Source organism: Bradyrhizobium sp. 2TAF36 (genome assembly GCF_052114925.1).
GTDB classification, from domain to species: domain Bacteria; phylum Pseudomonadota; class Alphaproteobacteria; order Rhizobiales; family Xanthobacteraceae; genus Bradyrhizobium; species Bradyrhizobium barranii.
Genome location: NZ_JBFRFR010000025.1, coordinates 37,607 through 62,319, shown reverse-complemented (window position 1 = coordinate 62,319; position 24,713 = coordinate 37,607). Strand labels below are relative to the sequence as shown.

Below are 24,713 nucleotides of genomic sequence, written 5' to 3'. Positions count from 1 at the left end.
ACCCTCACTGAACCAGGAAACGCGGGAACATCGGCATCGGCAACCCGAGCACGTACGGGAACAGGATTGCGCAGCCGAGCGTCAGGCAGGCGCCGACGATGGCGGCCTCCAGCCAGCGCGTCTCATGCGAGCCCAGCGCCGCAATCATGAAGCTCACGAAGGCCGTGACCACGAGGCCGAGTGGCCGGATCGCCAGCGCGAAAAACAGGATCGCGACCATCACGAACAGAGGCCCGCGCCAGGAATAATGGGCCATCGCCGGCCCATCGGTCAAAAGGCCGGTCAAGGCGATGCCGGCCGACAAGGCCACCAGCAATCCACCGAACATCCGCGGCGCCGTGCCGGCGCCGAAGGAGAAGCCGCGCATGCCCTGCAGATCGCTCGACGCCCACAGCGCGAACAGGGCGAGCGCCATCAGGATGACGCCGCCGACATAGTCCTGCGCCGACCGGATCGTCATGAACAGCGTGAGGATCGCCACTGCAAACAGTGGATAGGAATAGATCAGGGCCAGCAGCACATCGGATGATGCCTTCTTGGTGCCGGCACCGAACGATCCGAATATGGCACTGGGCGCGCCGGCGAGCAGCGCCGTCGCATGGCCGGTTACGACCTGCAGTGGGCCGCGCCCGGCACCCCAGCCGAAGATCGTCCCGATCGACCAGATGAATTCGAAAATCTGCGGCGCGATCGCCAGCAGGCAGAAGCCGATCGCCACCGAGGTGTTTCGGGTGGCAGTCGCCGAGTGGCCCATCGTGTCGGCCATGCTTGTCTCCTCCGCGACTCCTAAGTCACGAGCACTGTTGTTCTAATCGGCTGGAAAAGGATCCCCCGCCCGGATCACTGCCTAGCGATTTTCATTACACAATGCCAGCAAAACCAATCAGGCCTCCGGCGAGCAGAAGCCAGAGTGGATTGATGCGCGAGACGGACGCGAGCACTGCAACCGCCGCGGTCAGAAGCAGCGCAGCAAAGGTGCGATCGGTCGACTGGGCCAGGATCAGGGCGCTGGCTGCCATCAATCCAATCGATAGCGGAACCAGTGCAGTCTGAATCAAGGCGGGCCAGCGCGATTGGCTGGGCCGGCTCAGCAGACGGCTGACATAATAGGCAAGCAGCGCCGTCGGCAGGCACATCGCCAGCGTCGCCGCCAGCGCGCCGGGGATGCCGGCGACGGCATAGCCGATTAACGTGACGATAAGTACGTTCGGACCTGGCGAGAGCTGTGCGATCGCATAGGCGTCGGCGAACTGCTTCTCGGTCATCCAGTGATGCACGTCGACTGCGATGCGGTGCATCTCCGGCACCGCCGCCGCAGCGCCGCCGACTGCGAACAACGACATTAGACCAAAGGTGGAGATCAGCGCCCAGATCGGGTTTTCGCTGTTCATACTGCTACCTTCCGCCGCACCCAATATGTGACGCCGATACTGATGGGAATCGCGACCAGCAGCACCGCCTGGAGCGGCAGGCGAAGCACGCCGATCGCAACGAACACGCCGAGCATGAGAATGAGCACGACGACGTCCATCCGCTTGAGCAATGGCATCATCATGCGGAAGACCACCGCGATCAGCAGCCCGACCGCCGCGCAGGAGATGCCCGCGAGGATCCGGCGCAGCACCTCCACATCGCCGAACCGGGCGTAGATGATCGCAAGCACGGTCATGATCACCGTCGGCGGCAGCAACAGCCCGGTAAAGGCGGCAACGCCGCCGGCGATGCCGCGCAGCCGCGACCCGAACACCATCGACAGGTTCACGATGTTGGGCCCGGGCAGGAAATGGCAGAGCGCAAAGGTCTCGTTGAACTCGTCCGCCGTCATCCAGCGGTGCTGATCGACAATGGCGTGGCGGGCAAACACCAGGACCCCGCCAAAGCCGGCCAACGACATCCGGGCGAAGGCCAGGAACAACGCGACGAGGCCGGGCGGAGGAGCGTGGGCGGCTGGATGGTCCGGCTCTTGATCTGGCTCTTGATCCGGCTCTTGGGCGGCCGGTGCTGAATCCGTGGACATGTCAGGAGCTTAGAACGCTGGCCGTCCCAGGGCCAAGATCATACCGAGGCCCGCCCGGGACCTATCCAAAGGGAACCGTGGGATCGCCGCTCGAAACACCTGTCATTTGAAACCTTTGCCCCCTATATTGGGGGTGCCGGTTCGCCGGCTATGGAAATAAACGGTCGTCGCAATAAACCATTCGGACCCGGGGGCGGTACCCGGCGCCTCCACCAAAGCCCACCAGCGGGCTCACCCAGAGCGGGCTTTGGCGGGGGCGAAATAGGATCGACGAGGGCGTAAAGGGCGTTCTTTTTCTCGGTATTGTTCCGCCGTTATCGGGCTATGCAATAGTTGCCAACGACAACTTTGCTCCGGTTGCTCAGGCTGCGTAACGCAGTTTGAAAGACCATTCTGAAGTCCTAACGGGTTAAGCTCCGTTAGGCGGGGTTCGGAGGCACCTGGCAACAGAAGCCTCCACTTACCTCTTATTTCCTTTCCGGCGGGGACTCCTGCTGACCCGTCAGGCGCGGTACTATTGCGGCTTGGCGAGTCGGGCCGGCAGGGCCCAACTCCTGGAATGCAACAGGACCACCATGGCGACCGATCATATCCGATACGATGTGCTGGCCCGCGACGCGCTGCGCGGCGTGCTGCGGAAGGTGCTGACCGATGCCGCGTCCCATGGACTGCCGGGCGAGCACCATTTCTTCATCACCTTCATGTCGAAGGCCGAGGGCGTGAAGCTGTCGTCGCGGCTCCTGGCGCAATATCCGGAAGAGATGACGATCATCCTCCAGCACCAGTTCTGGGATCTGACCGTGCTTGAGGACCGCTTCGAGGTCGGCCTGTCCTTCGGCGGCATTCCGGAGCGGCTGATCGTGCCGTTCAGCGCGATCAAGAGCTTCCTCGATCCGTCCGTGAAGTTCGGCCTCCAGTTCGACACCTCCGATGTCGCCGAGGTCTCGCCCGAGACATTGCCGGCCGCTCCCGCGCCGTCGGCCGTCGCGGTGCCCGCACCTGCCAGTGAACCGGCGGAAAGCGCCGAGGAGCCGACCGCCCCGAACCAGGGCGGCGCTGAGGTGGTGCGGCTCGATCGTTTCCGCAAGAAATGATCTAGGTTGGACCCGAAACGGTCGCGCCCGGCCAAACTGCCGATATAGAAGAGCACATGAAGAGGCTGCGCGGAATTCCGCGCCGCAGAATGGATGTGCTCATGGCCAAGACTGCTCGCTCGAAGACTGCTCGCTCGAAGACTGYCCGCCCCGCCAGCCGCACCGAGACCGACAGTTTCGGTCCCATCGAGGTCCCCGCCGATCGCTATTGGGGGGCGCAGACCGAACGCTCGCGCCAGAATTTCCGCATCGGCATCGACCGCATGCCGATCGAGCTCGTGCATGCGCTCGGGATCGTCAAGCTCGCCGCCGCACAATCCAACCTCGCGCTCGGCCTGCTCGACCAGCGCCGGGCCAATGCCATCATCCGCGCCGCGCGCGAGGTGATCGAGGGCAAGCTGGACGATCATTTCCCGCTGGTCGTGTGGCAGACCGGCTCGGGCACGCAGAGCAACATGAACCTCAACGAGGTCATCGCCAACCGCGCCAATGAGCTGCTCGGCGGCGAGCTCGGCGCCAAGAAGCCGGTGCATCCCAACGATCACGTCAACATGAGCCAGTCGTCGAACGACTCGTTCCCGACCGCGATGCACATCGCGGCCGCAAGCCGCATCAATGCCGATCTCGTCCCTGCCCTCGGCGAGCTGTTGCGCGCGCTCCGAAAGAAGGAGAAAGAGTTCGCAAAAATCGTCAAGATCGGGCGGACACACACCCAGGACGCGACGCCGCTGACGCTCGGCCAGGAATTTTCCGGCTACGCCGCGCAGGTCGAAAGCGGCATCGCCCGCCTCAAGGTCGCGGTGAAGGACCTCTATCCGCTGGCCCAGGGCGGCACCGCCGTCGGCACCGGCCTCAACTCCAAGCCGCGCTTCGCAAGACTGTTCGCAAAGCACGTTACCGGGATTACGAAGCTGCCCTTCACCAGCGCCGCCAACAAATTCGAGGCGCTGGCCTCGAACGACGCCTATGTGCTGGCGCACGGCGCCATCAATTCCGTCGCGACAGGCCTGTTCAAGATCGCCAACGACATCCGCCTGCTCGGATCGGGCCCGCGCTCGGGCCTCGGCGAGCTGATCCTGCCGGAGAACGAGCCGGGCTCCTCGATCATGCCCGGCAAGGTCAACCCGACGCAGTGCGAAGCGATGACGATGGTGTGCTGCCAGGTGTTCGGCAATCACACTGCGATCACAGTCGCCGGCAGCCAGGGCCATTTCGAGCTCAACGTCTACAAGCCCGTGCTCGCCTACAACATGCTGCACTCGATCCGGCTGATGGCGGACGCCGCGCGCTCCTTCACCGAACATTGCGTCAGCGGCATCCGTGCCGACGAAAAGCGCATCAGGGAGCTGATGCAGCGCTCGCTGATGCTGGTGACCGCGCTCGCCCCGAAGATCGGCTATGACAACGCCGCCAAGGTGGCGAAGACCGCGCATGCCAACGGCACCACGCTGAAGGAGGAGGCGCTGCGGCTCGGCTTCGTCTCAGCCGACGAGTTCGACCGGCTGGTGCAGCCGGAGAAAATGACGCGGCCTGGATGAATTCCGAATTCCGATAGTCATCCGTAATGATACGGTGCCCTGGGGCTCATAAATATAAGGCCTAAGGGCCGGGATTTGATTACCGTCAATGTTGTGGCGAGGCGGCGTGCTACGCAGGCCTCTCTGCCCTTTGACGGGGCTAATTCATCGTTTGATGGCCCGAGGGGCCAATTGACGAGGACGAGCGAATGGCGATCAAGTCTCATAGGGCGCAACACGGCACCCAGTTTCTGAATGTTTCATCCTGCCAGAAGAGGAGCGGATGATGGAGACGCGGCATGGGGAACGTCATCAACCTGAATCGTTTCAGGAAGCGCGCCGAGCGGGAAGCCACGGCGAAGCAGGCGGACGTCAACCGGGCGAAGTTCGGCCGCACGAAGGCGGAGCGGTCGGCGGAGGAGACGCGCGCGGACCAGGCGAAGGCGCATCTGGACCAGCATCAGATCGATCGCGAGGATCAGTCATGAAGTCGCCCGTGGTGAAACGGTCGATCGTGGTCGCCGGCCACAAGACCAGCGTCAGCCTGGAAGAGGCGTTCTGGAACGGCATGAAGGAGATCTCGGGCCTGCGCAACATGACGCTGTCCGAGCTGGTCGGCGAGATCGACGGCAACCGCCAGCAGGGCAATCTGTCCTCGGCGATCCGCCTGTTCGTCCTCGACTACTTCAAGAGCCGCGCCATGGCCGCCATCCAGCCGGAAAAGGTCCCGGCCCAGTAGCCGTTGGGCGTCCTCCAACGGCGCCTCACGGTTCTGCACTTTAAAATCACTCTAAGGTGCAGTTTCAGCCGACCCGCGCGCTTGACCTCACTGCCCTGCGTTGAAAATACAGGGCATGACCGACACCAATGACACGCGTTCGCGGATGCCGCTGGGCCTGGCCCAGCGCGGCTATATCGGCGTCATCCAACACCTTTCTGCCGGGGATGCCGGCTCGGCGCTCTCGGACATCGAGCTCGAGAGCCGGCTGATCGAGCTCGGCTTCGTCGAGGGCGCCCGGGTCGAGGTCCTGCACGAGGGCCTGGTCGGGCGCGACCCGATCGCCGTCCGTGTCGACAACATCACGATCGCGGTCCGCCGTCGTGAAGCCATGGCCATCATTGTCGCCTAGATAGCGACCGGAAATCTGATCCCATGGAAGCTCCTCTGCTGCATCTCGCCCTGGTGGGCACGCCGAACAGCGGCAAGACGTCGCTGTTCAACGCGCTGACCGGCAGCCGACAGAAGGTCGCGAACTATCCCGGCGTCACCGTCGAGCGCAAGGAAGGCTTCTTCGTTACGCCCCTGGGACGCCAGGTCTCGGTGGTCGACCTCCCCGGCACCTACTCGCTGCGCGGCCGCAGCCCGGACGAGGAGATCACCCGCGACTTCGTGCTCGGCAAGGCGTCCGGCGAGACCGTGCCCGACCTCGTGCTGTGCGTGGCCGACTCGACCAATCTGCGCCTGACCATCCGCCTGCTGCTGGAGCTGAAGCGCACCGGCCGGCCGATGATCCTCGTGCTCAACATGTTCGACATCGCGAGCCGGCGCGGCATCACCGTCGACGTGGAGCGGCTCGCCAAGGAGCTCGGCGTGCCCGTGGTCACCTCGATCGCGGTGCGCAAGAGCGGCACGGCCGACCTGTTGGCGCTGACGGACGAGATCTCGGCGAAACTCGCCGCGGAGCCGCGGGAGAACAGCTGGCGCGCGCTCAGCGTCGCCGAGCTGCGCGCCACCCAGCGCGAGGCCGACCGCATCATCGCCGACTGCGTCAGCCTGCCAAGCCGGCCCGACACCTGGACCGCGCGGATCGATGCCGTTGTGCTGCATCCGGTCGGCGGCCTGATCGTGCTCGCTCTCATCCTGTTCGTGATGTTCCAGGCGGTGTTCGCCTGGGCGCAGCCGCTGATGGACCTGCTCAACAACGGCTTCGACGCGCTCGGCGAATTCGTGCACGCCACCCTGCCCGCCGGCCTGCTGCAGAGCTTCCTTCAGAACGGCGTGATCTCAGGCGTCGGCAGCGTCATCGTGTTCCTGCCGCAGATCATCATCATCTTCCTGTTCATCCTGCTGCTGGAAGACTTCGGTTACATGGCGCGCGCCGCGTTCCTGATGGACCGCATCATGGGCGGCGCCGGCCTGCACGGCCGCGCCTTCATTCCGCTGCTGTCGAGCTTTGCCTGCGCCATTCCCGGCATCATGGCGACGCGCGTGATCGACAACAAGCGCGACCGGCTGACCACGATCCTGATCGCGCCGCTGATGACCTGCTCGGCGCGCATTCCCGTCTATACGCTGATCATCTCGGCCTTCATTCCGGCCAGGGACGTCTGGGGCTTCATTAACCTCCAGGGCCTCGTGATGTTCGGCCTCTACGCCGCCGGCATCACCAGCGCGCTGGTCGTCTCGTTCCTGATCAAATTCTTCATGCTGCGCGACTATGCGCCGGCGCCGTTCATGCTGGAGCTGCCGGACTACAAGATGCCGCGGCTGAAATCGATCGCGATCGGCGTCTACACGCGGGCGAAAATGTTCCTGCACCGCGCCGGCACCACGATCTTCTCGATGATGGTGCTGATCTGGTTTCTGGCCTCGTTCCCGCAGCCGCCCGCGGGCGCCACCGAGCCGGCGATCGACTTCAGCCTGGCCGCGATCATCGGCAAGGCGCTCGAGCCCCTGCTCGCCCCCGTCGGCTTCAACTGGCAGATCGCGGTCGCGCTGATCCCGGGCATGGCGGCGCGCGAGGTCGCGGTCGCAGCCCTCGGCACCGTCTATGCGATCGAAGGCGGCAAGGAAGCGGCCGAGCAGATCGGCCAGGTGTTGGCGACGAAATGGTCGCTCGCGACCGCGCTGTCGATGCTGGCCTGGTACATCTTCGCCCCGCAATGCGCATCCACGCTCGCCGTGATCCGGCGCGAGACCGGAAGCTGGACCTGGATGGCCGTGACCTTCTTCTACATGCTGGTGCTCGCCTATGCCGCGAGCCTCCTGACCTACAACGTCGCGGTCGCGTTAGGGGCGGGATAAGGCCCCCTCAAACCAAAACTGCGAAAACAACCCCATGCACAGTAGACGTGGGTTGTGAAATCAATGGCTTACGCATTTGCAAAAACCACCCGGGCCAAGGACTAATGCGCGCCGGTTGCACCGTCGGGCAAAACACTGGCACAATGGTATCGTCGAAGAATTGCCAAGACCGGGATCAGGATCGGGATAGAGATCCGCTAGCGCGGATACCACTGACCGCGAGGGTCATACTGATGCGCGAAGGCGTAGCTCGGATTGACGCCGCAATAGGCACTGATCCCTGAAGCGGTTGCCATGCACTGCTCATAGGTCGCGAATTGGCAATTGCCTGGGTATCCCCAGATCCGCCCCTGCAAGCAGTAGCTATTAGGAACACCCGGGGCGACGTTGCCATGGCGATACTGGCGTTCGGCCGCGGACGAGATCGAGGCTGCTGACACCAGAATTGAGCTAACCGATAGAATTGCGAAAAGCAGGCGGGTCATCTTCATCTCCTGATTTAAGTTCCGTCGGATGCTGCGCGCCAACCTGCCTTCTGGCTGCGAACATCAAACCCAATTGGGCGCGCGCGGTCCCAACGAAAATCAACGGATCTAAGGCAGGGGGCACGAGGCCGCACACACGAATGCGGCTGCTGCCGCAGTAAGTCGTCTTGCATCCATAGTTGTCTCCGTGAGCTGGTGAAGTCCAGCCATCGAAGCATGGAAACCTTACGAGGCCTCACGTTGCGCTAGATCAAGGCGGCGTATCGCGACATGCCAAACCTCGTCCTGTCCGTTGGTACAATGAACCTTAGGACGATAGTCACTCGTCCCGCTTTCGAACAAGCTCGATATCAGGAACAACAAGAGCCGCGCGACACTGTCCCCGTTTCAGCACATGCTCCGCGACTGACGAACCCGATCGCTATGAGATTGAGGAGTTGGTCCAATGCTGATGCACGCAACCCCGGTCTCCCTTCCCCGCCCGCATTCTCTTAGCGAACTCGGAATGACCGCCGCCTCGAATCCGGTGGTCAGCCTGCGCGAATTCACCTACAGGCGCGACAGCGAGATCTACGGCGAGAAGGAGCCCGCCGAATACATCTACCAGGTCAAGTCAGGCACAGTACGAAGCTACAAGCTGCTGTCCGACGGGCGCCGGCAGATCAATGCGTTTCATGTTCCCGGCGACACCTTCGGGCTGACGAATGGCGGTGTCCATCGCTTCACGACGGAAGCGGTGACGGACACGACCGTGCGGCTGATCAGGCGGGAGAGCCTCGACGCTGTTGCCGGGAGCGACGGCACCTTGGCCGGAAGCCTGCTCCATATGACCACGACGAATCTCCGGCATGCCGAGGACCACATGCTGCTGCTTGGACGCAAGACGTCGCTGGAGCGGGTTGCTGCCTTTCTGATCGAAATGGACAGGCGGCTCACGGCCGCAGGCGTCCTCGCGCTGCCGATGTCGAGGCGTGACATCGCGGATTATCTCGGTATGACGCTCGAGACCGTCTCGCGATCTCTCTCGCATTTGCGCGCGCTTGGGATCCTCGGTTTCATCGACAAGAACCAGCGTCACATCGTGCTCTTGGACAGACAACAACTCGCCGGGTTCGACCGTCGGAACTGACGCCGGAAGCGGCGGACATCCTCGCGTTTTCGCGCTTCCCATGAAAAAGGCCCCGGTCCATGCCGGGGCCTGAAGTCACTGGGAAGACACAGGCTCAGTAGCGAGCACCATAACCAGCACCATAACCGCCGAAGCGATAGTTCACGCGAACCGTGACCATGTCGATATCCTKGGTGACACCGCTGCCGGTGAGGGTGAACCCACCGGGTGTGACCACGCCTGCGAAGGAGGTGTTGTCACGCCCCATCCAGAGGTGGTCGTATTCGACACCGACCGTCCAGTTCGGGCTGAAGCCATACTCCCAGCCGACACCCAGGGCACCGCCCCAGCGCGTGTGACCTGCCGAGGCGAGGCCGACGCCGGTGACATTGTTGAAGATGTCAAAGCGATTGCGCGTCACGGCGGCGCCGCCCTTCACGTAGAGCAGTGAGGCGTTCCATGCCCAACCGAGCTGAGCCGTGAACAGCCCGATCGCATCGGTCTTGCCCGTGGTCGAGATAAACGGATCGATCACGCTGACGCGTGTGTTCTTGATCTCGGCCCAATCACCCTGAGCTTCCAGGCCGAGCACGAACTGATTGGTCTGCCAGCGATACCCGATCTGTCCACCGACGAGGCCTCCGGAGCGATCGGCGCAACCACTTGCGACGTTGCCTGCGGGCGTTATCAAATCGACGCAACCGTGGCTCTGCCCCCAGCCTCCGTTGGCGCCGATGTAAAATCCGGTCCAGTTGTAAACCGCCACCACCGGTGCCGGCGGCGGCGCCTTGACGGCCATATCGGCCGCCATGGCCGGAGCCGCCATGCTCAGCGCCGCGAAGCCGATCGCCGCGATCGAAAGCTTTTTCATCGTTTCGTCCCCTTTGCTCAAATTTCTTTCGTCAGAAGCGAGCCCTAATGCAGGCTGGCGTGCATAAAGCTTGCGAACATCCTGAAGTTTACGCGCGAGGGGATTTTGGGCCCGTACCAAAATGGCAACACTCAAACGCCATCGCTATGCACAGAAGAGTGCTTAGTCAGTCTTTGAAGTGCCGTGCGCTCCAGCACCGTCCTGTTCGTCAGCAAGCCACGCGCCGATGCCGGAGGATGGGATCACCCGCTTCGGCAGGTGCGGGTTGATCGTGCCTGCAAAGACGGAAAGTCCCTCATCGCGCTTGGCGCGCGCAAACAGCTTGGCTTCATGCTCAGTCGCGAAGGTCTTCGTCTCGCGCGGACTTCGTTGTCTCGGCAGAACGCCTCGCCGTTGCACTTCGAAGGTGACGTACCAGGTCGGACTCATTGCGCACACCAACATGTCACCAGTCCCTGGACTCGCGTTGTGGTGCGGCTGTCATCCGCCTGTTTGATTCAGATCAAGCAGCGACTTGACTGCGAACGCTTGACGCGCCGGGTCGCGAACTGAGGGTCGGTTGACCCGTCGGGCAACACAGGAGCACGATGGCATCATCGGCTTCAGTGACATCCGGCTCCCGACCGTCTCCGTCCCGCGAATGGCGATGCGATACCGTCTTCGGGCTGGATCGGCGCCGTGATCAGGGCCGACCGCCACCCCATCAGCAGGGAACCCGGCGCCGATCTGAGAGTTCGTTCCAAGGCCGTTCGGCTTAACCGGGCGCGAGCCCTGGGACTCGCGCAGGGGCGGTGGCGCCCTTCTCTCGAAGCGTCAAAGGGGATCAATGAGCAGTCCATCCAGCACTGTTACGGACAGTGCGCCCCGAGAGCTGTCCAGAATATCGACCGGCAGCGCCGGGCTGGACGACATCCTGGGTGGCGGCTTCGACGCCAACCGGATGTATCTCTACGAGGGGCAGCCCGGCACGGGCAAGACCACCATCGCGCTTCAGTTCCTGCTGAGGGGGGTGCGGGACGGAGAGCGCGTGCTCTATATTTCGCTGTCCGAAACCAAGCGCGAGCTGGACGTCGTGGCGCAGCGGCACGGCTGGACGCTGGACGGCATCGACATCTTCGAACTGGTTCCGCCGGAGACGACGCTCGATCCGGAGCGCGAGCTCACGGTGTTTCATCCCGCCGAAATGGAGCTGAGCGAGACGACCGGCCTGATCTTCAGGGAAGTCGAGCGGGTCAATCCCAACCGCGTCGTGCTCGACAGCCTGTCCGAACTGCGCCTGCTTGCCCAGAACCCGCTTCGTTACAGGCGCCAGGTGCTGGCCCTGAAACATTTTTTCACCAACCGCAATTGCACAGTGGTCCTGCTCGACGATCTTTCGTCATCTCAGGACGATTTGCAGCTCCATTCCATTGCGCACGGCGTGGTGATGCTCGAACAGGTCGCGATCGATTACGGCGCCGAGCGGCGCCGGCTCCGCGTGATCAAGATGCGCGGCATCCGGTTTCGCGGCGGGTTTCACGATTTCACGATCGAGCGAGGCGGCCTGCAGATATTCCCCCGCCTGGTGGCGGCCGAACATCACAAGACCTTCGTCGGCGACTTCACCCCGAGCGGCAACGCCGAGCTCGACCAGCTCCTGGGAGGCGGCCTCGAGCGCGGCACCAATGCGCTGCTCATCGGCGCCGCCGGCGTGGGCAAATCATCGGTTGCGCTCACCTACGCGATCGCGGCGGCCGAACGTGGCGAGCACGCGGTGTTCTTCGCGTTCGATGAAGGCCGCGGCACGGTCGAAGCGCGCGCCCGGACACTTGGCCTGCACCTGCAAGAACACGTCGATTCGGGGCTTGTCCGGTTTCAGCAGATCGATCCCGCCGAGCTGTCGCCGGGTGAGTTCGCCGCAAACGTGCGAAAGAGCGTCGAGGCCGACAATGCCCGCCTCGTCATCATCGACAGTCTGAACGGCTATCTGGCCGCGATGCCCGACGAGCGATTTCTCATCCTGCAGATGCACGAACTCTTGAGCTACCTGGGGCAGCAGGGTGTGCTGACCATCCTGGTCCTCGCCCAGCATGGCCTCGTCGGTCCGATGGATACGCCTCTCGACATCAGCTATCTCAGCGATTCCGTGGTCATGCTGCGCTATTTCGAGGTCGGCGGAACGGTGCGGCGCGCTCTGTCTGTCGTCAAGAAGCGCAGCGGCCGACACGAGCATACCATCCGGGAATTTCGGCTTAGCAGCGCCGGCATCACGCTCGGCCCGCCCCTGAGGGAGTTCAGCGGCATCTTTTCCGGCAATCCGCATTATACCGGGGCACCTAAGCCCGAAGGGTCGGTTGAATGAGCGTTGAGCGAGATCACCATGTTCTCGTCTTTGCTCCGATCGGGCGCGACGGACTTGCCTCCGCCGAGCTGTTCCGGAGTTCGCACCTGGAAGCGACCAGCTGCCGCAGTCTGCCCGAACTCGTCAGCGAGATGGCAGCCGGCGTCGGCGCCGTTTTCGTTGCCGAGGAAGCTCTGTTCGGGAAAGACACCTCGCCGCTGGCACAATGGATCGAGAGCCAACCGCCCTGGTCCGACCTGCCCTTCGTCGTCCTGACCAGCCATCGCGAGCAGCCGGCCGTCCTTGCCTGGCGCCGCAGCATTGTCGCGCTTCTCCGTAACGTCTCGCTGCTCGAGCGGCCGGTTCAGCCAATGACGCTGACTAGCGCCGTTCAATCGGCACTGCGCGCGCGGCGGCGCCAATACGAAATCCGGGCTCTGTTCGCGGCGCGCGAACAGGCGGCTCAGGAGCTCGAGACGCTGGTGGTCGAGCGCACGCGGGCCCTTGCGGAAGCCGTCGAGCAATTGCGCGTCGAGATGGACGAGCGTGCCCGGGTCGAGGAGACGCTTCGGCAAGCCCAGAAGATCGAAGCCATCGGACAGCTGACCGGCGGGGTGGCGCACGACTTCAACAATCTGCTGATGGTGATCTCCGGCGGCCTCGACATGCTCGACCGCCAGACCGATCCGGACCGTCGTCGCCGGCTCATGGACGGGATGGTCCAGGCCGCCCAGCGCGGGGCCAGCCTGACCAGGCAGCTTCTCGCGTTCTCCCGCCGGCAGACGCTCCGGCCGGAGCCTGTCGACGTAGCCTCACAGATGGGCGGCATGCGCGAATTGCTCGATCGAAGCCTGAGAGGCGACGTCCATGTCGAGTTCGATTTTCCGGACACGCTCTGGCCGGTGGAGGTCGATCCCGGCGAGCTCGAACTCGTGATCCTCAACCTCGCCGTCAACGCCCGCGACGCCATGCCCAATGGCGGCACGATTCTCGTGCGCGGGGAAAATCTGCCCAATCTGAATGACGAGCAGATCGCCGGAGACTATGTGCGCCTGTCCGTCGTCGATACCGGTGTCGGCATGAGTCCGGAGATCCTGTCACGCGTTTTCGAACCATTCTTCACGACCAAGGAGGTCGGAAAGGGCTCGGGGCTCGGGCTCGCCCAGGTCCATGGATTCGCGACGCAGTCACGGGGGACGGTCCGCATTCGATCGGAAGTCGGCCGAGGCTCCAGCATCGAACTCTATTTGCCGCGGTCGCTCAGCATTCCTTCCAGGGAGCGACACCTGATCGATCTCAACATGGTGCGGCCGAAGAAGAGCAATCATGGCCGCATCCTTCTGGTCGAGGACGATGACGAGGTTGCCGCACTGGTGAGCGAGATGCTGGGCCAGCTCGGTTACGAGGTCACGCACGCGGCGAGTGGCGCGGCCGCGCTCGGTGCCCTGGCGGACGGCCGCGCCGTCGACCTCGTCTTTTCCGATGTCATGATGCCCGGTGGCATGAATGGGGTCGAGCTGGCGCGGGAGATCAAGAGAAGGCGAAGCGACATACCCGTGCTTCTGACCAGCGGATACTCCGAAGCCGCAGTTCACGACGCCGAATTGGCCGGTCTGCAGATTCTGCCGAAACCCTACCATATCGACGAGCTGGCCGCGGCGCTCAGCGCGGCAAAGGCAGAACCCGGGCGCGACATGGAGTCCAAGCGGTCCAGCCGCTGCTGACGCGTGCGGTGTCGCATCGCGAAAGCGATCGACGACCGGCCTCCAAAGCGGCTATCAGTCTCCATGGACCGCTTCAGCACCGACAGATTGACCGCCGAGAGGCTTCGCGAAGACCACCTCGACGACCTCGTCACGCTGCATCTCGATGCCGAGGTGTCCCGCTATCTCGGCGGCGTGCGTGCACCCGAGGTCACCAAGACCTATCTCGCGACCAACATGGCGCATTGGGACCAGCACGGTTTTGGGCTGTGGGTGCTGCGAACGAAGGACGGCGCCTTCGCCGGGCGAGCGGGCATCCGGCACATCCTCGTGGACGACATCGACGAGATCGAGATTGCCTACGCATTTAAGCGCGAGTTCTGGGGCCGCGGATTTGCGAGCGAGGTCGCAATCGCGCTGACGGACATTGGGCTGTCGCACCACGAACTGCCGTCTCTCATCGGCCTTGTCTATGTCAGCAACGGCGCATCCCGCCGCGTGCTGGAGAAGGCCAATTACATCCTCGAGAAGAGCACGACGCGTCATGGCAATGATGTCGTGATTTACCGCGCTCGGCGGTGAGATGCGTCTCGCAGGATGGGTAGAGCGAAGCGAAACCCATCCTTGCTTCCGGGCGCGTTGAAGCGTGATGGGTTTCGCTGTGCTCTCCCCGTCCTACGGGCTATCGCAAAGCCGCTTTACGCTCAGCCGGTGCGGAGCCGGACAACCGACTGCGGCAACGAAGCGAGAAACAGCACAACGCACACACACAGCAGGACGATGTCCTTGAACAGGAACTCGCCGGCCAGATTCCACGCCATCGGATCGGTTGAAAGGCTCCATGTGACGACGCCCGGCGTCGTGAAGAAGAACGACCACGTGATCGCGAAGGTCATCATGCCCATGAACGAACCCAGCGCCGACAAGACCGGACTGAAGCTGCCTGCCACGAGCAGCGCCGCGATCACGAATTCGGCGACACCGAGAACATAGGCCTCGCCCCTCAGGCCGAATACCGACAGCCAGGAGATGAACGGGCTGTGGCTGATGAACTGGGCGATACCCTGTGCGGATTGCAGTGTGAATTTCTGCATTCCAAACGATACGAATATGACCACCATGACCCAGCGCAGAATGGCGAGCGGACGATAAGAGCCTCCACCATTCTCCGCGACGTTGAATCCCATCATGCGACGATTTCTCCCCGGATTGCGCATCCATCTATTGGCGAACGAAGCGTCCGCTACGGGCTATTCGGAGGGGAGCGTCTGTCGTTACATCCGCGGCGGGGTTCCACGATCACAGCTGCGTGCAACGCGCGTGTTCGCGCCGCGGTCGAGACTCGCGCATTTCGGATCGACAAGCTCTAGCCGTCGCCGCAATTGCGGTGACAGTGCATTCAATTGATGCGCACGGGGTCTCCTGCTTCGAGTTAAGTGCACTGTCACCGGCTACCCGGGTGCCGGGCCGACAAGGCCTGACCGGCAGGTAAGGCCCGCAGATGACGAAAGCAGACAAGGCGGTTTATGCGGCCGTTGAGTTTTCTAGTCCTCGCGGCGAGCGAGGACTCTGTCAGCAGATCCGCACATTCACGGACAAATCAGTACGGGAGTTTTCGCCTGTGCCAGCACCTTGTTTGTCACGCTACCGATGAGAAGCATGGAGAGTCCGCTGCGGCCATGGGATGACATCACGATGAGATCGCAACCTTTATTCTCGGCTGCTGCGATGATGGCTTGATGGGGTTGCCCGTTCTCCACTTGAATCGGTTCGCAGGAAACGCCGGCCTCCTTGGCCGCATTTGCCGCGCGATCCAACGCGCTCGTGGCCTGTCCTTGCGCAGCTCGGCATATGTTGCGACTGCTTCACGGAACCGCCCTGTCATTTCTGAAAACGGCTCCACAACGAAGATTAGAGATACCTTGGCTCCAAGGGATTTCGCCAGCGCCAACCCATGCGCCACTCCGTGCTCCGCTAGCTCCGACCCATCTGTCGGAATGAGAATATGCCGGTACATGCTTCACCTCCCGCCTGTCTGGACGTATCGCTGCCTTCCGAATGTAAGCTGGGCCCGCGTTTCGGATGCGGTCTTGAGATAGATCAATCTCTCGACCCAGCTCGTACGATGGATAGAGCGGAGCGAAACCCATCAACACGCCTGGATGGAACGATGGGTCTCGCTGCGCTCTACCCATCGTACAGGCCGCGAGCTACCGCTCGCCCGGCCACATCGCCATGGCCGCCTTCGCTACGCCTCTCAACTCCTCAGGCGTCGCGTCGTCCTTGGCCTGGATCGCCATGCCTTCGAAGACGCTGAGGTAGAACCGGCTCAGCGCATCGATGTCGGTTGCGGCAGGCAGTTCGCCGCTCGCGACCGCAGCCTCCAGCCGCCCGCGCAAATTGCCAAGCATGTCGAGCCGGACCTTCTTGATCTCGCGGGCAATGGTGGCCGGCCATTCGTCGCTGACGGCGCCCAGCACGGCCATGCAGCCGGCCGGCGCTCTCCGGGATTTCGGCAGGGTCTCGGCCGCCCCGATCAGCAGATTCTCGATGCCGGCGCGCGCGGTCGCGCCTTCCGCAAGCCGGTCCCAGACCGGCTGGCCCTGGGTCTCGACGTAATGCTCGATCGCGGCAAGGTAGAGTGCCTCCTTGCTTTCGAAGGCCGCATAGAGGCTGGGCGAGCTGACGCCCATGGCGTGGCAGAGGTCGTGCATCGAGGCTGCCGCAAAGCCCTTGCGCCAAAACAGCAGCATGGCGGCCTCCAACGCCGCGTCGCGATCAAATTCCCGTGGCCGACCTGCCATCGCCCGTCTTTCTGTAATGATCAACACATAATTCACTTGACCGCGGCAATCAAGACTCCACATATTCTGTGTCGATCATTACAGAATTGGAGAGATCACATGACACTGGCAGGAAAACGGGCCCTGGTGACGGGCGCAAGCAGGGGTATCGGTGCGGCCATCGCGAAGGCGCTCGCCGCGGAAGGCGCCGATGTCGCGATTACTTACGAGAAGTCGGCGGAGATCGCCGCCAAGGTCGTGGACGCGATCAAGGCGACGGGCCGGAAAGCCGTAGCGATCCAGGCCGACAGCGCCGATGTCGCTGCCGTTCAGGCTTCGGTCGACAAGACCGTCAAGGAGCTGGGCGGGCTCGACATCCTGGTCAACAATGCCGGCATTCTGCGATTGGGCGGCCTCAACGACATCTCGCTCGCCGACATCGACGCGATGCTGAACGTCAACGTGCGTTCGCCGATCGCCGCGAGCAAGGCGGCGCTGCCGCACCTTGGCAAGGGCGGCCGCATCATCACCATCGGCAGCTATTTCGCGGACCGCGTGCCCTCGCCGGCGCTCGGCGTGTACGCGGCGTCGAAGTCGGCGCTAACCGCATTCACGAAGGCGCTGGCGCGGGAGCTTGGCCCGAGGGACGTCACGGTCAACCTCGTGGCACCGGGCTCGATCGACACCGACATGAATCCGGCGCACGGCCCGACCGCCGAGACATTGAAGCAGTTCATGGCGCTCGGCCGGTACGGCGCGACGGATGACATCGCGAACGCGGTGGCGTTCCTGGCGAGCGCGAAGGCAAAATACATCACCGGCTCGACCTTGACCGTCGACGGCGGCGCGAACGCGTAGACATTCCGGCGCTTGGTGTTCGTCCAACAGGAGGTCGAGAAGCTGGCGATGACTGCGATGGCAAAATAAGATGATGTTCGCGATCATCATGGCGGGCGGCCGATGCCTCGGCCGCCCCGCGAGCGTTAGATGGAGCGTGTCGCGTGCTTCGTCCCTCGTCCAGCTTCGAGCATGACAGCACGACTGTCACTTTGGCTTGAACGTCAAAATGCCGTTTGCACTCATCGTTCGTACCCGTCATTGTTTCGCAACGCCGCCCGGATGTTGAGCGGGTTCCGGTGATCAAACGGGAGGCCTTGCCATGCAAGACGTCGAGAAGCGTGTCATTGGCAAGGTTATGTGGCGGCTTATACCGTTCCTGATCGTCTGCTATTTCGTGGCCTATCTTGACCGCGTCAATGTCGGCTTTGCCAAGCTGCACATGAACCAGGCGCTGGGTTTAAGTGAAGCAGCGTTCGGACTGGGCGCGGGCTTGTTCTTCGTCGGGTATTTCCTGTTTGAAGTCCCCTCCAACATCTTCCTGGAACGAGTCGGCGCGCGCGTCTGGATCGCCCGCATCATGATTACGTGGGGAATCGTCTCGGCGGCCTTCGCATTCATCCCATCGATATCGGCAGCAACGGGACTACCGACAACGGGCGTCTTCTACTCTCTTCGTTTGCTGCTCGGCGCCTGCGAGGCGGGATTCTTTCCAGGCATCATCTTCTATCTGACCCTGTGGTTCCCGGCGGTTTACCGGGCTCGGGTCATCAGCCTGTTCATGCTGGCGATCCCGATTTCGTCCATCATCGGATCGCCCATCTCCGGGCTTCTGCTCGGCGTGACCGGTTGGGGATTGGAAGGCTGGCAGTGGCTGTTCATTCTCGAGGCGCTGCCCTCGGTCGTGGTAGGCATCTGCGTCCTGCTCTATCTGACCGATTTTCCGCGCCAGGCCCGCTGGCTGCAACAAGACGAGATTGCCTGGCTGGAAGACGTGCAGGCCACCGAGAAGCGGAACAAGGAGAAGGTCGAACACCTGTCATTGGGGCAGGCGCTCACCGATTACCGCATTTTGTTGTGCGCTCTGGTGTACTTCTGCCTGAATGCTGCAAGTTATGGCGTGGCGTTCTTCCTGCCAACCATCATCAAGGGTTTTGGCGTCAGCGATACCCAGACCGGCCTGCTCGCAGCGCTGCCCTTTATTTTCGGGGCCGCGGGCATGGTGCTGCTTGGTCGTCATTCCGATCGGACCATGGAACGAAAGGGTCACGTCGCCGCGGCACTGTTGATGGCAGCGGTGGGGATCGGAGTGGCAGGTCTCGTTTCCAACTCCGTCCTTGTCATGGCATTGCTTTGCTTCGCACAGATCGGCGTCTCCGCGGTCCCCCCGATGTTTTRGCCGCTGCCGGCGAGCTTTCTAACGGGAGCATCGGCTGCCGCCGGCATCGCCGCGATCAACTCGCYTGGAAATCTTTCCGGTTTCGCCGGTCCTTACGCAATGGGCTACCTGAAGGATTTAACCGGCAGTTTTACCGCAGGTCTTCTGTTGCTGGCGGGTTGCGCGCTGGTGGGCGCAGTCGTAGTCGTGCTGCTACGCATCGATGCAAGGCGCGAGCAAGTGTCCGGCGAAATCGCGATGGCGCACTAGACGCGGGTGATCGTCGCTACCTGAAATAACCGAGCACGAGATCGATATCCGCGCTGCCCGCCACGGTGCCGTTGAGTTCGGCGTCGATGACGCGGCGGCAGGCCGCGATCGCGGCGTGATCGCCGAGATCGTTGGCGGCTTCGAGCACGAGCCAGGCGGCGTCGACGGAAGCCTTCTCGGGAGCCGAACCGCCGGCATCGACGGGCAGGCTCTTGTTCTTGCGAATTGCGGTGCCGAATTGAGGCAACATTGCAAATACTCCCCTCTCGCTCAGTGCACCTGGAGTTCGGGCTGACGGCCCGTATCGGCACCCGCGCCGGTCTTGCGCGACTGGTAGAACTTCAGAATGCTGCGCGACGTCTCGATCTTGAGCTTGCCGAACTCGCGCTCGCTGTCATGGAGCTCGCGCGCCGTGATCAGATGATCCTTGGCGCCGAGGAACAGCAGCGACATGGTCGTGTCCCACGAGAAGTCGAGCGCCTTGCACAGCACCAGAAGTATCTCGCGATTGCGGTCCATCATCGCGCGCTCGATCACGTCGACCGGAAGCGACGACAACAGCGACAGGCCGATCTGCACCTCGTCGAAACGGTGCTGGCGCGCATAGTTCGAGATCGAGTCCTGGTTGAGGTTGCCCTGGCGGTACTGCGTCGTCACCACGCGCTTGGCGACGAAATAGCTGCGCGAGGACGGACCGAACTTGGACTGGAGATCGCCGGTGACGTCGGTCACCGAGCTCTGGATCTGCGACATCATTTCGGGCCGCTCGCTCGCGAGGCGGCGGCGGACGTCTTCCGACGCCTTGGAAATGAGCTGCTGGAAGATGTGGCGCGGGACGTCCTTGCGCAGGCCGAGCTGCTCGGCGAGGATCGAGTCACCCTCGGCGCGCCGGACCATGTGCAGCAGGCCCGAGCCGGAGAAGCGCGCGCCCTCGTTTTTGGCGACGGAGGTCACGACCTCCTGGTCGCCGCGCTTGACCAGCACGTCGGTGACGGCTTCGCCGATCGACCTGCGCTGGGCGATCGCAAGCAGATGCGCCTGGCCCTTGGTCATGGCGCTCTCGACCAGCATCTTCTCGTCGATACGGCTGGAGTCGCGCAGCACCGGACCGGCCACGTCGATCTCGTCGTCGAGGGCGAGCTTTTCGATGACATTGAGCGGAGCGTGGTCGCAGGCCGACATCAGCTCGGAGAGCTGCGCCCGCGCGGCGACCTCGATCTCGTCGGCGAGCCGCCCGATGACCTCGCCGAACATGCTGATCTCGTCGTCGCTGTAGCGGCCGGTGATCAGGATGTCGGTCGCATGCCACAACGCCTTCGCCCGGCTCTCGTCGGTGCCGCGCGCGATCGCGTCGTCCAGATCCTGCAGAAGCGATTTCGCCCCGTTCATCTCGTTACCCCAGTTCTTGGTTAGCCATCCTGCTTGTGCTGGCAGGACGCCGAATTCCTCTGGGAACCGACACTAGAGATCAAACGCGAGAATCCAGTAAAGTCGGCAGATCAGTTTTGCCGAGCAAAATTCGTTAAAATGCGCGGGAATGGGTTTACCGGCGGGCAAGGGCCAGCGCTTGCCGAACAGGCTGCCGCGTTCACGGATTCGACGGCGTCAGCACCAGCGGTGGCTTCGGCTTGGGTTTTGCGGGCGGCGGGCCCGGCGCCGGCCTCACCTCGATCGGCGGTGGCAGCGGGGCGATCTGCTGGCTCGCGAGCGGCGGGCTTGTGAGTGGAGGACTTGGCGCTGCAGGGGCGGCCAGCGGCGCCTTCGGCGTCGGCGCGGCCTTTGGCTTCGGCGGCGCGCGGCGCGGATCGCGGCCGGGCAACGGCACGTCGGTCAGCGACGGCTCGGGCACCGGATCGGGCGAGACCAGCGTCGGCAGCGCCGCAGTCGCCGGCGGCGGCTCGCCACGCTCGATCGCGTCCAGCCGGCGCGTCTCGCGATCGATCGTGCGCACCGCGAGCCAGGACGACAGCGGCGCGAGATCGACGGTGCGGTTGAGCCTGTCGGGGGGACCCGCCGCGAACAACTGGATCTCCGGCGGCGCGCCCGAAAGTCCGGTCATGATCGGCGTCAGGCTGGCGCGGATGTCGGCCTGGTCGGCGGGAATATCGTAGCCGCCGGAGACGATGGCCCGCGCGTTCTTGGCTTCCAGCGGTGTCGCGCCGACGCGCAGGCGCCCGTCGCGGATCGTGAACGGGATCTGCGCCGAGGCGACCGCGATCGGACCTGCCAACAGCGCGGGTTCGACGAGCTGCCGCAGCCTGTTGTCGTCGGCAACCTGGCCGCCGTCGCTGGCGCGGATGGCGATCTCGAAGGCGCGCGGATTGAGGCCGCTGATTTCCGCGGCCTCGAGCGTCACCGTGCCATTGCCGGCGAGCGCACCGGTCAACGCCGCAACGCTGCGGCCCTGGCTGGTCAGGGCCATCTGCACCGAGGCGCGTCCCTTGGGCAATGCGAGATCGCGGTAGCGCAGCGCCGCCGCATCGACATTGCGCAGCTCGATACGTGCATTCAGCGCAACGCCATTGGCGCCATTGCGCGCGTCGAAACTCGCCGACATCTCACCGCCGCCGACACCGCCCTTGAGCGCGTCGAGCGCGAGCGACTGGCCATCGCTCCGGATCGTGCCGCCGACCGGGCGCAGCTCGATGCCGTCAGGCAACGTGCCGCGCAAGGCCTGGAAGGCGATGCGGCCGCGCCAGCCGCCGAGCAGCCCCGCACTCAGGGGATCACCGGCATCATGTCCGGCGGCGCCGATGGCCATTGCGAACGCGGGCGYAAGATCGAGCGCGTCGAGGCCGATTTCACCATCGACGCTCTTCTCCTGATCGAGCGTCACCGCGAGATGCCCGCGCAGATGCGAGCCGGCCGCACTGCTGTCGAGATCGTCGAAGGTCAGGCGGTTGCCGGAGAGGCCGACGCGCGAGGACAGGTTGACGCTCTGCACTGACTTGTCCGCCGGGCTGGTCCCGAACAGCGGCGCCAGATTGGCATTGCGCACGCGCAAATTCACGCTGGCCTTCGGCTGGAACGAATTGGGGTCCGACAATTCGATGCTGCCTTGCGCATCCGCATCCAGCCCGCCGCCACTGAGCTTTGCGTTCAATTGCAACGGCCGGCGCCAGGCGCCGCTCAACCGGCCCTCGAACTGCGAAGGGCCCTCGCCCACGGCGGCGACGCGATCGAGGCCCAGCAGCGCCAGCAATGCGCCGGCCTTCGGCGTCGAAATTTTCGAGTCCAGCGTGAAGTCGCTGTTGCGCAAGCGGTCGATGTCGATGCCGTTGACCGCCGCGACCGGCGTCTGCCCGGCCAGCGTCGCGGTAGCCTTGAGCTGCGGCGCATCGAGATCGAGCACGGCGCGCGCGTCGTTGCGATCGGCATGGTCGGCGTTCTTGTCGAGGCTGAGGTCGAGCTTCAGCCGCGTCGCGCCGGGCAATGACGGGATGGCGTCGAACCGTGCGCGCACCGAAGGCGCGATCGGCTCGAGCAGCGCGGTGAGCTCGCGCAGCGAATTGGCCGAGGATTTCAGCGCGAGCTTGCCGGTGGCATGAACGCGGTCGAAGCTGCCGCTCGCTTCGGTGGTCACGCCGCTCGCCTGACCAAACCGCAACTGCTCCAGCGACAGCGCCGCGGGGCCGTAGCCGAGTTTCGCCGTGAACGGTCGCAGCTCCTGTCCGGCCGACATCGCGCGGCCGACATCGAGCGCGAGCCTGGCTTCCTCCGGCCATTCGCCCTGCGGCCCCGCGAGCGCGCGCACGAAGCTTGCGGCGGCATCGAGGTCGAGACGGTCGGCCTTGAGCTCGGCGTCGATCCGCGAGCCCTTGCTCGCGCCGGTCTGGACGAAGGCGATGCGGCCCTCCACCGCGCCGCCCTCGATCTCGGCCTTCAGCCTGTCGACGGCGAGATGGTTGGCTGCGATGGTCACGTCGCCGGCAAGGCGCAGCGGCCGCGTGCTGCGACGGTTGATCTCGCTGCGGCCCTGGAGCCAGGCCACCAGCGTATCGGGGTCGGACGACTCGACGCTGAGCCGGCCGCTAAAGCTGTCGGCGCCAGGCGTTGCGCCGTTGAGCGAGAGCTGCGTCATGCCGGGCGCGCGCAGCTCGAGCCGCTGGAAAGTCCAGGACCTTCCGTCGGTCTGAAGCTCCGCCGTGATGTTCTGGAGCGGACGCCCGCCCAGCATGATCTGGTCGGAGTTGAACTCGATCTGCGCCGGTATCGGCGCCTGCGGGATCGCCGCAAGGCCCGCGCGCAGGGCCGGCAGGACGCGCTGCGGCTCGGCATCGTCCTTGCCCGCCAGCTTGTCGGCATCGACCTGGCGCGCCGACAGCACCGCGCGCAGCAGCGGCGAGGCGCCGAACCTGACATCGCCGACACCACCAAACTTGAGCGCATTGTCCTCGGCGCCGAAGCTCGCGTCGATCTGCTCGAATTTGGCGCCGGCCGGATCGGCCTTGAGCTTTGCCGTGAGCTTCCAGGGTGTCGGCCCCGCCGTGCCCGCCTTCTTGACAGGGGGCACAGCGAGCGTCAGTGCGCCGTCGAATTTCGGCAGGCGGTTGTCGAAGGCGAGCACGCCTTCGAGATCGGCCAAGATCGCGCGCTCGCCGGGATCGATGTTGAGGTGGAGACGGGTGGCGCTGCCGTCGGCGCTCGGGCCGGAGGAGACGCGGAACGGATAGCGCACCCCGGTGGCGGTGAAACTGCCGTCGCCGCGGACCGAGCCGGCCAGCGAGCGCACGTCGCCCGAAAAGGTGATGTCGTTCAATTCCAGCGTCGAGCGGCTGGCGGCATCGTGCAGGGCGATGCGGCCGGTGAGGTTCAGCCGTTCGATCGCAAGCGAGGCCAGATTGAAGGTGCCGCTCGCGGTGGACGGCAAATCGACCCGGCCCTTGGCATCCAGGCCGAGATCCACCGCCATGCCGTTGACGGTCAGCTCGGTGGCGCGCCATTCGCCGCGCATCAGCGAGCTCAGGCTGAACTCGACGTCGAGCTTGTCGGCGCGCAGGCGGCCGAGATCGTTGTTGCCGCCGAAGGTCACCGAGCGCAGCCGCAGCGTCGGCGCCGGCAGCAGCCGTGCATCCAGCTCGCCCGCCACCCGCACCGGCACGCCCATGATCGTGCCCGCCTCCGCCTCGAACTGGGGCCTGAACTGGTTCCAGTCGATGAAGTAAGGCCCGATCAGCGCGGTCAGCAGCGCAATGATGAAGGCAATCGCCAATCCGAGCAGCGTCGTCTGCACGGGTCTCCCCTCGGCCAAATCGGCCCGGGCCGAACCTGAGGGCCTCAGGCGCGCCGGAACAGCCCCTTATAT

Annotated in this window: 24 protein-coding genes, 1 other RNA gene and 1 pseudogene; 13 read left to right on the top strand and 13 right to left on the bottom strand. The window is 64.0% G+C overall.

Features of this window, described 5'->3' with window-relative positions; genetic code table 11:
* Positions 1-4 precede the first annotated feature (4 nt).
* From AB4Z51_RS15990 to AB4Z51_RS15980, 3 genes are all read right to left on the bottom strand, one after another.
* Positions 5-766 (bottom strand): tripartite tricarboxylate transporter TctB family protein, encoded by a 762-nt coding sequence (locus AB4Z51_RS15990; RefSeq protein ID WP_063981615.1) that lies wholly within the window; start codon positions 764-766, stop codon positions 5-7.
* A gap of 94 nt (positions 767-860) precedes the next feature.
* Positions 861-1,391, bottom strand: coding sequence for a chromate transporter (locus AB4Z51_RS15985; RefSeq protein WP_063981614.1), 531 nt, complete (start codon positions 1,389-1,391; stop codon positions 861-863).
* A complete protein-coding gene (locus AB4Z51_RS15980) occupies positions 1,388-2,017 on the bottom strand; it encodes a chromate transporter (RefSeq protein WP_085399732.1) in 630 nt (209 codons plus the stop codon). Before AB4Z51_RS15980 ends, AB4Z51_RS15985 begins: the two co-directional genes overlap by 4 nt.
* A gap of 96 nt (positions 2,018-2,113) precedes the next feature.
* On the opposite strand from AB4Z51_RS15980, the gene ssrA reads away from it, so the two are divergent.
* From ssrA to feoB, 7 genes are all read left to right on the top strand, one after another.
* Positions 2,114-2,478: a transfer-messenger RNA gene (gene ssrA / locus AB4Z51_RS15975) on the top strand.
* 114 nt (positions 2,479-2,592) lie between these two features.
* A complete protein-coding gene (locus AB4Z51_RS15970; protein WP_085399733.1) occupies positions 2,593-3,111 on the top strand; it encodes an SspB family protein in 519 nt (172 codons plus the stop codon).
* Positions 3,112-3,200: 89 nt separating this feature from the next.
* Complete coding sequence (fumC, locus tag AB4Z51_RS15965; RefSeq protein WP_441497641.1) at positions 3,201-4,649, top strand: class II fumarate hydratase; 1,449 nt, start codon at positions 3,201-3,203, stop codon at positions 4,647-4,649.
* A gap of 278 nt (positions 4,650-4,927) precedes the next feature.
* Positions 4,928-5,116, top strand: a complete 189-nt coding sequence (locus AB4Z51_RS15960; protein ID WP_063981611.1) for a DUF4169 family protein — start codon at positions 4,928-4,930, stop codon at positions 5,114-5,116.
* Positions 5,113-5,367, top strand: coding sequence for a ribbon-helix-helix domain-containing protein (locus AB4Z51_RS15955; RefSeq protein WP_014493044.1), 255 nt, complete (start codon positions 5,113-5,115; stop codon positions 5,365-5,367). Before AB4Z51_RS15960 ends, AB4Z51_RS15955 begins: the two co-directional genes overlap by 4 nt.
* A gap of 115 nt (positions 5,368-5,482) precedes the next feature.
* Positions 5,483-5,758, top strand: a complete 276-nt coding sequence (locus AB4Z51_RS15950) for a FeoA family protein (RefSeq protein WP_014493043.1) — start codon at positions 5,483-5,485, stop codon at positions 5,756-5,758.
* A gap of 23 nt (positions 5,759-5,781) precedes the next feature.
* Complete coding sequence (gene feoB / locus AB4Z51_RS15945; protein WP_085399734.1) at positions 5,782-7,653, top strand: ferrous iron transporter B; 1,872 nt, start codon at positions 5,782-5,784, stop codon at positions 7,651-7,653.
* Positions 7,654-7,850: 197 nt separating this feature from the next.
* Here feoB and AB4Z51_RS15940 read toward each other — a convergent pair whose 3' ends face one another.
* Positions 7,851-8,138, bottom strand: coding sequence for a DUF3551 domain-containing protein (locus tag AB4Z51_RS15940; protein ID WP_080586562.1), 288 nt, complete (start codon positions 8,136-8,138; stop codon positions 7,851-7,853).
* A gap of 505 nt (positions 8,139-8,643) precedes the next feature.
* Here AB4Z51_RS15940 and AB4Z51_RS15935 point away from each other — a divergent pair.
* Complete coding sequence (locus tag AB4Z51_RS15935; protein WP_244623079.1) at positions 8,644-9,267, top strand: helix-turn-helix domain-containing protein; 624 nt, start codon at positions 8,644-8,646, stop codon at positions 9,265-9,267.
* Between the two features lie 94 nt (positions 9,268-9,361).
* On the opposite strand, the gene AB4Z51_RS15930 is transcribed toward AB4Z51_RS15935, so the two are convergent.
* Positions 9,362-10,117 (bottom strand): outer membrane protein, encoded by a 756-nt coding sequence (locus tag AB4Z51_RS15930; protein WP_441497640.1) that lies wholly within the window; start codon positions 10,115-10,117, stop codon positions 9,362-9,364.
* A gap of 162 nt (positions 10,118-10,279) precedes the next feature.
* A complete protein-coding gene (locus tag AB4Z51_RS15925) occupies positions 10,280-10,546 on the bottom strand; it encodes a hypothetical protein (protein WP_063981607.1) in 267 nt (88 codons plus the stop codon).
* 397 nt (positions 10,547-10,943) lie between these two features.
* On the opposite strand from AB4Z51_RS15925, the gene AB4Z51_RS15920 reads away from it, so the two are divergent.
* The 3 genes from AB4Z51_RS15920 (at position 10,944) to AB4Z51_RS15910 (ending at position 14,722) form a co-directional block, all read left to right on the top strand.
* Positions 10,944-12,458, top strand: coding sequence for an ATPase domain-containing protein (locus AB4Z51_RS15920; RefSeq protein WP_063981606.1), 1,515 nt, complete (start codon positions 10,944-10,946; stop codon positions 12,456-12,458).
* Positions 12,455-14,161, top strand: a complete 1,707-nt coding sequence (locus AB4Z51_RS15915) for a response regulator (protein WP_085399737.1) — start codon at positions 12,455-12,457, stop codon at positions 14,159-14,161. Before AB4Z51_RS15920 ends, AB4Z51_RS15915 begins: the two co-directional genes overlap by 4 nt.
* Before the next feature lie 63 nt (positions 14,162-14,224).
* A complete protein-coding gene (locus AB4Z51_RS15910) occupies positions 14,225-14,722 on the top strand; it encodes a GNAT family N-acetyltransferase (RefSeq protein ID WP_085399738.1) in 498 nt (165 codons plus the stop codon).
* A gap of 122 nt (positions 14,723-14,844) precedes the next feature.
* Here the strand turns inward: AB4Z51_RS15910 and AB4Z51_RS15905 are convergent, their stop codons facing one another.
* From AB4Z51_RS15905 to AB4Z51_RS15890, 4 genes and pseudogenes are all read right to left on the bottom strand, one after another.
* Positions 14,845-15,330, bottom strand: coding sequence for a YkgB family protein (locus tag AB4Z51_RS15905; RefSeq protein ID WP_085399739.1), 486 nt, complete (start codon positions 15,328-15,330; stop codon positions 14,845-14,847).
* Between the two features lie 399 nt (positions 15,331-15,729).
* Complete coding sequence (locus AB4Z51_RS15900; RefSeq protein ID WP_441497625.1) at positions 15,730-15,957, bottom strand: universal stress protein; 228 nt, start codon at positions 15,955-15,957, stop codon at positions 15,730-15,732.
* A gap of 77 nt (positions 15,958-16,034) precedes the next feature.
* A pseudogene (locus tag AB4Z51_RS15895) lies at positions 16,035-16,157 on the bottom strand (universal stress protein); the annotation flags it as partial.
* Positions 16,158-16,350: 193 nt separating this feature from the next.
* On the bottom strand, positions 16,351-16,893 hold the full coding sequence (locus tag AB4Z51_RS15890) for a TetR/AcrR family transcriptional regulator (protein ID WP_244623078.1): 543 nt from the start codon (positions 16,891-16,893) through the stop codon (positions 16,351-16,353).
* Positions 16,894-17,043: 150 nt separating this feature from the next.
* Here AB4Z51_RS15890 and AB4Z51_RS15885 point away from each other — a divergent pair, with 150 nt between their 5' ends.
* The gene (locus AB4Z51_RS15885; protein ID WP_085399741.1) at positions 17,044-17,781 is read left to right on the top strand and encodes a 3-oxoacyl-ACP reductase family protein; all 738 of its coding nucleotides are present in this window, start codon (positions 17,044-17,046) and stop codon (positions 17,779-17,781) included.
* A 301-nt stretch (positions 17,782-18,082) separates the two neighbouring features.
* Positions 18,083-19,408, top strand: a complete 1,326-nt coding sequence (locus AB4Z51_RS15880; protein WP_441497624.1) for an MFS transporter — start codon at positions 18,083-18,085, stop codon at positions 19,406-19,408.
* Positions 19,409-19,424: 16 nt separating this feature from the next.
* Here the strand turns inward: AB4Z51_RS15880 and AB4Z51_RS15875 are convergent, their stop codons facing one another.
* The 3 genes from AB4Z51_RS15875 to AB4Z51_RS15865 all read right to left on the bottom strand — a co-directional run bounded on the left by AB4Z51_RS15875 (position 19,425) and on the right by AB4Z51_RS15865 (position 24,641).
* The gene (locus AB4Z51_RS15875; protein ID WP_063981598.1) at positions 19,425-19,658 is read right to left on the bottom strand and encodes a hypothetical protein; all 234 of its coding nucleotides are present in this window, start codon (positions 19,656-19,658) and stop codon (positions 19,425-19,427) included.
* Between the two features lie 20 nt (positions 19,659-19,678).
* Entirely contained in the window at positions 19,679-20,797 is a 1,119-nt protein-coding gene (locus tag AB4Z51_RS15870) for a DUF2336 domain-containing protein (protein WP_085399743.1), read from the bottom strand.
* 199 nt (positions 20,798-20,996) lie between these two features.
* A complete protein-coding gene (locus AB4Z51_RS15865; protein ID WP_441497623.1) occupies positions 20,997-24,641 on the bottom strand; it encodes an AsmA family protein in 3,645 nt (1,214 codons plus the stop codon).
* Between the last annotated feature and the right edge of the window lie 72 nt (positions 24,642-24,713).

Coding starts and splice junctions, on each gene's coding strand:
- AB4Z51_RS15990 (WP_063981615.1), bottom strand. CDS start 766: ATGGCCGACACGATGGGCCACTCGGCGACTGCCACCCGAAACACCTCG.
- AB4Z51_RS15985 (WP_063981614.1), bottom strand. CDS start 1,391: ATGAACAGCGAAAACCCGATCTGGGCGCTGATCTCCACCTTTGGTCTA.
- AB4Z51_RS15980 (WP_085399732.1), bottom strand. CDS start 2,017: ATGTCCACGGATTCAGCACCGGCCGCCCAAGAGCCGGATCAAGAGCCA.
- AB4Z51_RS15970 (WP_085399733.1), top strand. CDS start 2,593: ATGGCGACCGATCATATCCGATACGATGTGCTGGCCCGCGACGCGCTG.
- AB4Z51_RS15960 (WP_063981611.1), top strand. CDS start 4,928: ATGGGGAACGTCATCAACCTGAATCGTTTCAGGAAGCGCGCCGAGCGG.
- AB4Z51_RS15955 (WP_014493044.1), top strand. CDS start 5,113: ATGAAGTCGCCCGTGGTGAAACGGTCGATCGTGGTCGCCGGCCACAAG.
- AB4Z51_RS15950 (WP_014493043.1), top strand. CDS start 5,483: ATGACCGACACCAATGACACGCGTTCGCGGATGCCGCTGGGCCTGGCC.
- feoB (WP_085399734.1), top strand. CDS start 5,782: ATGGAAGCTCCTCTGCTGCATCTCGCCCTGGTGGGCACGCCGAACAGC.
- AB4Z51_RS15940 (WP_080586562.1), bottom strand. CDS start 8,138: ATGACCCGCCTGCTTTTCGCAATTCTATCGGTTAGCTCAATTCTGGTG.
- AB4Z51_RS15935 (WP_244623079.1), top strand. CDS start 8,644: ATGACCGCCGCCTCGAATCCGGTGGTCAGCCTGCGCGAATTCACCTAC.
- AB4Z51_RS15925 (WP_063981607.1), bottom strand. CDS start 10,546: ATGAGTCCGACCTGGTACGTCACCTTCGAAGTGCAACGGCGAGGCGTT.
- AB4Z51_RS15920 (WP_063981606.1), top strand. CDS start 10,944: ATGAGCAGTCCATCCAGCACTGTTACGGACAGTGCGCCCCGAGAGCTG.
- AB4Z51_RS15915 (WP_085399737.1), top strand. CDS start 12,455: ATGAGCGTTGAGCGAGATCACCATGTTCTCGTCTTTGCTCCGATCGGG.
- AB4Z51_RS15910 (WP_085399738.1), top strand. CDS start 14,225: ATGGACCGCTTCAGCACCGACAGATTGACCGCCGAGAGGCTTCGCGAA.
- AB4Z51_RS15905 (WP_085399739.1), bottom strand. CDS start 15,330: ATGATGGGATTCAACGTCGCGGAGAATGGTGGAGGCTCTTATCGTCCG.
- AB4Z51_RS15890 (WP_244623078.1), bottom strand. CDS start 16,893: ATGCTGCTGTTTTGGCGCAAGGGCTTTGCGGCAGCCTCGATGCACGAC.
- AB4Z51_RS15885 (WP_085399741.1), top strand. CDS start 17,044: ATGACACTGGCAGGAAAACGGGCCCTGGTGACGGGCGCAAGCAGGGGT.
- AB4Z51_RS15875 (WP_063981598.1), bottom strand. CDS start 19,658: ATGTTGCCTCAATTCGGCACCGCAATTCGCAAGAACAAGAGCCTGCCC.
- AB4Z51_RS15870 (WP_085399743.1), bottom strand. CDS start 20,797: ATGAACGGGGCGAAATCGCTTCTGCAGGATCTGGACGACGCGATCGCG.